Annotated in this window: 6 protein-coding genes; 3 read left to right on the top strand and 3 right to left on the bottom strand. The window is 69.4% G+C overall.

What is annotated here, in order from left to right; genetic code table 11:
- Positions 1 to 114 precede the first annotated feature (114 nt).
- Entirely contained in the window at positions 115 to 2,352 is a 2,238-nt protein-coding gene (locus tag ACFWEP_RS09310; protein WP_387368039.1) for a transglycosylase domain-containing protein, read from the bottom strand.
- A 618-nt stretch (positions 2,353 to 2,970) separates the two neighbouring features.
- On the opposite strand from ACFWEP_RS09310, the gene ACFWEP_RS09305 reads away from it, so the two are divergent.
- Entirely contained in the window at positions 2,971 to 3,321 is a 351-nt protein-coding gene (locus ACFWEP_RS09305; protein WP_328720321.1) for a WhiB family transcriptional regulator, read from the top strand.
- A gap of 296 nt (positions 3,322 to 3,617) precedes the next feature.
- Here the strand turns inward: ACFWEP_RS09305 and ACFWEP_RS09300 are convergent, their stop codons facing one another.
- The gene (locus ACFWEP_RS09300) at positions 3,618 to 4,997 is read right to left on the bottom strand and encodes an ArsA family ATPase (protein ID WP_387368053.1); all 1,380 of its coding nucleotides are present in this window, start codon (positions 4,995 to 4,997) and stop codon (positions 3,618 to 3,620) included.
- A gap of 29 nt (positions 4,998 to 5,026) precedes the next feature.
- Entirely contained in the window at positions 5,027 to 6,001 is a 975-nt protein-coding gene (locus ACFWEP_RS09295; RefSeq protein ID WP_387368035.1) for an ArsA-related P-loop ATPase, read from the bottom strand.
- A 70-nt stretch (positions 6,002 to 6,071) separates the two neighbouring features.
- Here ACFWEP_RS09295 and ACFWEP_RS09290 point away from each other — a divergent pair, with 70 nt between their 5' ends.
- Positions 6,072 to 6,230: a DUF4177 domain-containing protein gene (locus tag ACFWEP_RS09290; protein ID WP_387368032.1), complete on the top strand. Its 159-nt coding sequence runs from the start codon at positions 6,072 to 6,074 to the stop codon at positions 6,228 to 6,230.
- Positions 6,230 to 6,700, top strand: a complete 471-nt coding sequence (locus ACFWEP_RS09285) for a RidA family protein (protein ID WP_387368028.1) — start codon at positions 6,230 to 6,232, stop codon at positions 6,698 to 6,700. Before ACFWEP_RS09290 ends, ACFWEP_RS09285 begins: the two co-directional genes overlap by 1 nt.
- The last annotated feature ends 91 nt before the right edge of the window (positions 6,701 to 6,791 follow it).

Below are 6,791 nucleotides of genomic sequence, written 5' to 3'. Positions count from 1 at the left end.
CCCGGTGACCGGGGGCGCCCCACTTCGTACGTTCACGTAGGAAAAGCAGATCCAGCTGCTCCCGCCCCGCCCGTCAAAGCCGCGTGACGGGCGGGGCGGCCGGCGGCCCTTCCGTCACGGCCCGTTCCCGCCGGCGTCCTGACCGCCGTGCCGGCCGCCCTGGTTGCCCTGGTTGCCGCCGAGGAAGTCCGGCAGCACGGTGATGCCGGGCGTCGGGTCGGTGTCGTCGCCGGTGTCGTCGCCGTCCTGGCCCTTGTTCTTGTCTTTGTCGCCCTTCTCCTCACCGCGCGGGACCGCGACGGTGTTGAAGGACGGGGTCTCGCTGGCATCGAGCGCGCCGGTCATCGCGATCTTCCAGATGGGACCGGGCAGACAGCCACCACAGACCTTGTCGTAGTACTGTCCGCCGATGTTGATGTCGTACATCGGGATCTTCTTGCCGATGTCGGCACCGACCCAGACTGCTGTGGACAGGTTCGGGGTGTAGCCGACGAACCAGGCGTCCTTGCGGTCGTTGGTCGTACCGGTCTTGCCCGCGTTGTCGCGGTCGCTCAGTCCGGCCGCCGTACCGGTGCCGTCCTCGACGACACCCTTCAGCATCTGGTTGATCGTGTCTGCGGTCTTCTCGCTCATCGCCTGCGAGCACTCCGACTTCGGCACGGCGAGCTTCTTGCCGTTGGCGTCGGTGATCGACTGGATGGCGATCGGGGTGCAGTACGTGCCGCGGTTGGCGAACGTCGCGTAGGAGGCTGCCATGCCGAGCGGGGTGCTCTCGACACCGCCGAGCGTGATGGCGGGAGCCTCCGGGACGGCCGTGCCGTCACCGCGGGCGTAGCCGACCTTCTTCGCCATCTGGACCGTGTCGCAGAGTCCGGCCTTCTGCTCCAGCTTCGCGAAGTAGGTGTTGATGGACTTGCCGAGGGCGCTGGTCATGTCCCAGGTGCCCTTCTCCTCTTCCGTCTCGTTCCCCACGAGCCAGTCCTTGTCCATCGCGATGGCGCCCGAACAGGTGGTGAAGGACGGCCTCGGCAGCGTGATCTCGTGATCCGTGCTGAACGACTGGGCCGGGCTGATGCCCTTCTCCAGCGCTGCGGCCGCGGTGATCGGCTTGAAGGTGGAGCCGACCTGGAAGCCGTAGGTGGAGCCGCCCATCGCGGAGCCGACGGCGAGGTTGAGGACCGTCTCGTGCTTCTTCTGGTCCAGGCCGTAGGGGCGGGACTGGCCCATCGAGAGGATCTTGCCGGTGCCGGGTTCGACCTGCACCACCGAGGCGGCGACCTTGTCGTTCTTGTTGACCTTCGCGGTGGCGGCCTCGTCGGCGGCCTCCTGGGCGCGCGGGGAGAGCGTGGTCTTTATCGTCAGACCGCCGAGGTTCCAGAGCTTCGAGCGCTCCTCGCTCGTCTTGCCGAAGGTGGGGTCGGAGAGGATGACCTTGCGTACGTAGTCGCAGAAGAAGCCCGCGCCGCTGACGGCGGTGATGCAGCCGTTCTGCGGGGTCTTGACCTTCAGCTTGATCGGCGCCGCCATGGCCTTGTCGGCCTCGGCCTGCGAGACGCTGCCGGTCGCGGCCATGCGCGCGAGCACCGTGTTGCGGCGCTTGGTCGCCTCTTCCTCGTCGTTGACGGGGTCGTACCGGCTGGGCGACTGGACGATGCCGGCGAGCAGCGCGGCTTCCTCCAGCTTCAGGTCCTTGGCGTGCTTGGAGAAGTACCGCTGGGAGGCGGCCTCCACGCCGTAGGCCTGCTGCCCGAAGAACGTGATGTTGAGGTAGTTCTCGAGGATCTTCTTCTTGCCGAGCTCCTCTTCGACCTGGATCGCGTACTTCAGCTCACGGACCTTGCGGCCCAGGGTCTGCTGGGTGGCCTCGGCGACCTTCTCCGGGTCGTCGCCCGCCTCCTCGACGAAGACGTTCTTCACGTACTGCTGGGTGAGGGTCGACGCGCCTTCCGCCGTCCCGCCCGACTGCACGTTGCGGTTCATCGCACGCAGGATGCCCTTGAGGTCGACCGCCCCGTGCTCGTAGAAGCGGGAGTCCTCGATCGCAACGATCGCGTTCTGCATGTAAGGGGAGATGTCCTTGAGCGGCACGACGGTGCGGTCGCGGGAGTACACCGTCGCGATGGCACCCCCGTCGGCGTCCAGGATCGTGGTGCGCTGGCTGAGCGGTGGTGTCTTGAGGTTGGCGGGGATCTCGTCGAATCCCTCGACCGTCCCCTTGGCGGCGAGACCCAGTGCGCCCGCGGCCGGCAGTGCGATGCCTGCCAGCACAGCTCCGGAGAGCGCGGCGACACCGAGGAACTTGGCGGCCTGCTGGGTCGTGGTGAGACCCCCGCCCGAGCGCTTTTTTGGCATGGGGGCAGCCTAATCCGTATCCCTGTACGTTCCGATGGAGCAGGCTCCGCTCGGGATGTTCAGGTACCAACCCGTTACGAGAAGCGGGTTTGGGAGTCCGATTCCGCACGTCACAGGGTGTGCGGGCGGGGCGGCGGGGGTCTGCGGGCGCGCGGCGGCGCAGACCTGAGACGCAGGCGTGCGCCGGCGTGACGGCACGGTGCAGTGGCTACGTTGTCATTCGCCGGACACGCGCGCATCCCTTGGCCTAAGCTGCACTCAACTGTCACAGCAGTCCGGCCCCGTATCAACCCCCACGCACGCGCTGCATGCGTCCCCCCGCTCGGTGCCCGTGTATGAGGACCACGCGCAAGGCGTCCCCGAAAACGCCTGGTGTGTCATGAAGAGTCCTTTGCAACTCGGGTGTACTGTCCCGATTTTGCACAGTTGGCCTCGCATGTCCTCGCATCACTCCCCTGGGTGATCTGCCGCGTACGCATAGTCCGTTCGGGCCATTCAAGATTGGGCCCGAAGGGGGTGTTGTGCTCGTGGCCGCTTCCGTAACGTCCTCAACTGGCAGCGGTGAATATGCCGCTGCCGCCGTGGGGGAGCCTCAATTCGGGAGAGGACGGCGCCGGCATGGGCTGGGTAACCGACTGGAGTGCGCAGGCAGCCTGCCGCACTACCGATCCGGACGAGCTGTTCGTACAAGGGGCAGCGCAGAACAGGGCCAAGGCGGTGTGCACCGGATGCCCGGTGCGGACGGAGTGCCTGGCCGACGCGCTCGACAATCACGTCGAGTTCGGCGTGTGGGGCGGAATGACGGAGCGGGAGCGCCGCGCACTGTTGCGCCGCCGCCCCACCGTCACGTCCTGGCGGCGTCTGCTGGAGACCGCGCGCAGTGAGTACGAGCGCTCGACCGGCATGCTGCCCGGAGTCATCGAGATGGACGACGACGACTTCCAGGAGACGTACGCCGCAGTGGGGTAACGCTCAAGATCCGCAGCCCGGTTGGGCTGATGGGTCGACAGGGGGATAAAGCTGTCGATGTCCCCGTACGGAGTCGCGCGAACGCGCCGTACGGGGGATGCTCCGGGCGAACCGGGGCCCTGCCACGGTCGGGCGTGCCCGCTTTCCGCTCCCGTGCCACGGTCGGCCGGTACCGGTGATGCGCATGCCTCCGCGCGTGCGCGTACCTGCCCGCCCGTGTTTCCGCAGGCTCACGTGGCCGTGCGCGCCTGATCACGGGTGCGCGCTCAGCGCGGTCGGGCGGCGGGCTCGGGCCCTCAGACCGGCCCGGCGGGATCGCAGCCGGCGGCGCCGGTCGCGAGGCGGTCGCCCACGGTCCGCAGGCCCGCAAGATCGTGCACGTCGCCCGGCAGCGCGGCCACCTCGGTCACCAGGACCTCCGGGTGGGCGGCGGTGAAGCGCTCGCGGGTGAGCCGTTCGCGGGCCACGACCTGCATGCGTTCGGCGTGCAGGCGCAGCAGCCCTTCGGTGAGCTCCTCGATCGCGACGACGGGGACCGCCGGTGCGCCGTCCTTGCCGGTAAGGGGGGAGGACTCAGCGGTTTCGGGGGATGCCTCGGGAGAAGGGGCTACCGCCGGGTCACGAAGACCAGTCTTCCCGGCGGCCTGATCCACCATGCCCGCCGCCTCAAGATTTTCGGCGGCGGCGAGCGCCTGCTCGGCGGTCAGGCGCGAGGCCTCGCTGTCGTGCGCCCGGTTGAGTACCAGCCCTGCCAGCGGCATGCGTTCGGCGGCGAGCCGCTCCACGAAGTACGCCGCCTCGCGCAGCGCGTCCCGCTCCGGAGTCGCGACCACCAGGAACGCGGTCCCCGGAGCCTGGAGCAGTTGGTAGGTGGCGTCCGCCCGCGTACGGAACCCGCCGAACATCGAGTCCATCGCGGCTACGAACGTCTGTACGTCCCGGAGGAACTGGCCGCCCAACAGCTTCCCGAGGGTGCCCGTCATCATCGACATGCCCACGTTGAGGAACTTCATCCCGGCCCGGCCGCCCATCTTCGCCGGCGCCATCAGCAGTCGGATGAACGTGCCGTCCAGGAACGATCCGAGGCGCTTCGGCGCGTCCAGGAAGTCCAGCGCGGAGCGCGAGGGCGGGGTGTCGACGATGATCAGGTCCCACTCGTCGCGCGCCCTCAGCTGGCCGAGCTTCTCCATGGCCATGTACTCCTGCGTGCCCGCGAAACCGGCCGACAGGGACTGGTAGAAGGGGTTCTCCAGGATGGCGCGGGCCCGCTCCGCGTCCGCGTGCGCCTCGACCGTCTCGTCGAAGGTCCGCTTCATGTCGAGCATCATGGCGTGCAGTTCGCCCGTGCCCGCGATGTCCTCGACCCGGCGCGGGACGTTGTCGAGCCGGTCGATGCCCATCGACTGGGCGAGCCGTCGCGCCGGGTCGATGGTGAGGACGACCACCTTGCGCCCGCGCTCCGCCGCCCGTACGCCCAGTGCCGCTGCCGTGGTCGTCTTGCCGACACCGCCGGAGCCGCAGCACACCACGATCCGGATGCCGGGGTCGTCGAGCAGCGCGTCGGTGTCGAGGCCCGGCGCGCGCGCCGGGCCGCTCGCCGCTTCCGTACCGTCCACCCCTTCCGTACCATCCACCCCTTCCGTACCGTCCACCTCTTGCGAGCCGTTCCCGCCCATCGGGCCGGTTGCGGCGCCGGACGCCCGCGTCATGACGCCTCCTCTTCCCCTGCGCCCTGTTTGCGGAGCTCCCCGGCCAGGACGTGCAGCGCGGCGAGGTCGATGCCCTCGCCCAACAGCGGCAGCTCGTCCGTGGGCAGCCCGATCCCGGCCAGTACGGCCCGCTGCTCGCGTTCCAGGCCGACCCGCTGCGCGTGCTCGGCCGCCTGCGCGATCAGCGGGCGGACCAGGGCCGCCGACCCGGTGACACCGGCCCTGGTCAGCGTCTTCGCGATCTCCTTGCGGCGCGCGCCCGACGCCGTGCTCAGCGCCTCCTCGTCGAGCAGGTGGGGGCGGACCATGTTGACGATCACCCGGCCCACCGGGAGCTGGGCGCGGCGCAGTTCCTCGATGCCGTCCGCGGTCTCCTGCACCGGCATCTCCTCCAGCAGGGTCACCAGATGGACCGCGGTGTCGGGGGACTTGAGGACCCGCATCACGGACTGTGCCTGGTGGTGTATCGGGCCGATCCGGGCCAGCCCGGCCACCTCGTCGTTGACGTTGAGGAAACGGGTGATCCGTCCGGTGGGCGGCGCGTCCATGATCACGTGGTCGTAGACGAAACGACCCTGCTTGTCCTTCCGGCGCACGGCTTCGCACGCCTTGCCGGTCAGCAGGACGTCCCGGACCCCGGGCGCGATGGTGGTGGCGAAGTCGATCGCACCGAGTTTCTTGAGCGCCCGGCCCGCGCTGCCGAGCTTGTAGAACATCTGGAGGTAGTCGAGGAGCGCCTGCTCGGCGTCGATGGCCAGCGCGAACACCTCGCCACCGCCCGGCACGTCGGCGATCCTGCGTTCCTCGTAGGGGTTGGCGCTCGCGCCGAAGAGTTCGGCGATGCCGCCGCGTCCCTCCACCTCAACGAGGAGGGTGCGCCGCCCCTCGGCCGCGAGGGCGAGCGCGAGGGCAGCGGCCACCGTCGTCTTACCGGTGCCGCCCTTGCCGCTGACGACCTGGAACCTGCTCACGCTTCGAGCCTAACCAGTAGGTCGCCGGCCTACGCACGGGAGCGCCCGTGCCAGGCATTACAGTCGGGCCATGACCAAGTGGGAATACGCGACCGTGCCGCTCCTCGTGCACGCGACCAAGCAGATTCTGGACACCTGGGGCGAGGACGGCTGGGAGCTGGTCCAGGTCGTGCCCGGGCCGAACAACCCCGAGCAGCTCGTGGCCTACCTGAAGCGGGAGAGGTCGTAGTGGCGGGCGCCGTCGAGGCGAGGCTCGCCGAGCTCGGGCTCGACCTGCCGGACGTCGTTCCGCCGCTGGCCGCCTACCAGCCGGCCGTGCAGTCCGGAGCGTACGTCTACACGTCCGGCCAGCTGCCGATGGTCGAGGGCCGACTCGGTGTGACCGGCAAGGTCGGCGGCGAGGTGACGGCCGAAGAGGCCAAGGACCTCGCCCGGGTCTGCGCGCTCAACGCCCTCGCGGCCGTGAAGTCGGTCGTCGGCGACCTGGACCGGATCGCCCGGGTCGTCAAGGTCGTCGGGTTCGTCGCCTCCGCCCCCGACTTCACCGGACAGCCCGGCGTGATCAACGGCGCCAGCGAGCTGCTGGGCGAGGCGCTCGGCGACAAGGGCGTGCACGCCCGCAGCGCCGTCGGTGTCGCGGTACTGCCGCTCGACGCTCCGGTCGAGGTCGAGATCCAGGTCGAGCTGGTCTCCGCCTGACCGTAGGTCCCCTGCTTATCCGTCCCGCCCGGTCCTTCGGGGCCGGGCGGGATCTTTTCGTATCCGCTCCGGGATTCGAGAGGGGAACACG

It is taken from the genome of Streptomyces sp. NPDC060198 (genome assembly GCF_042728415.1).
Lineage (GTDB): Bacteria > Actinomycetota > Actinomycetes > Streptomycetales > Streptomycetaceae > Streptomyces.
Note: the sequence above shows the minus strand (reverse complement) of the source record. Positions and strands in the feature narration are given on the sequence as shown.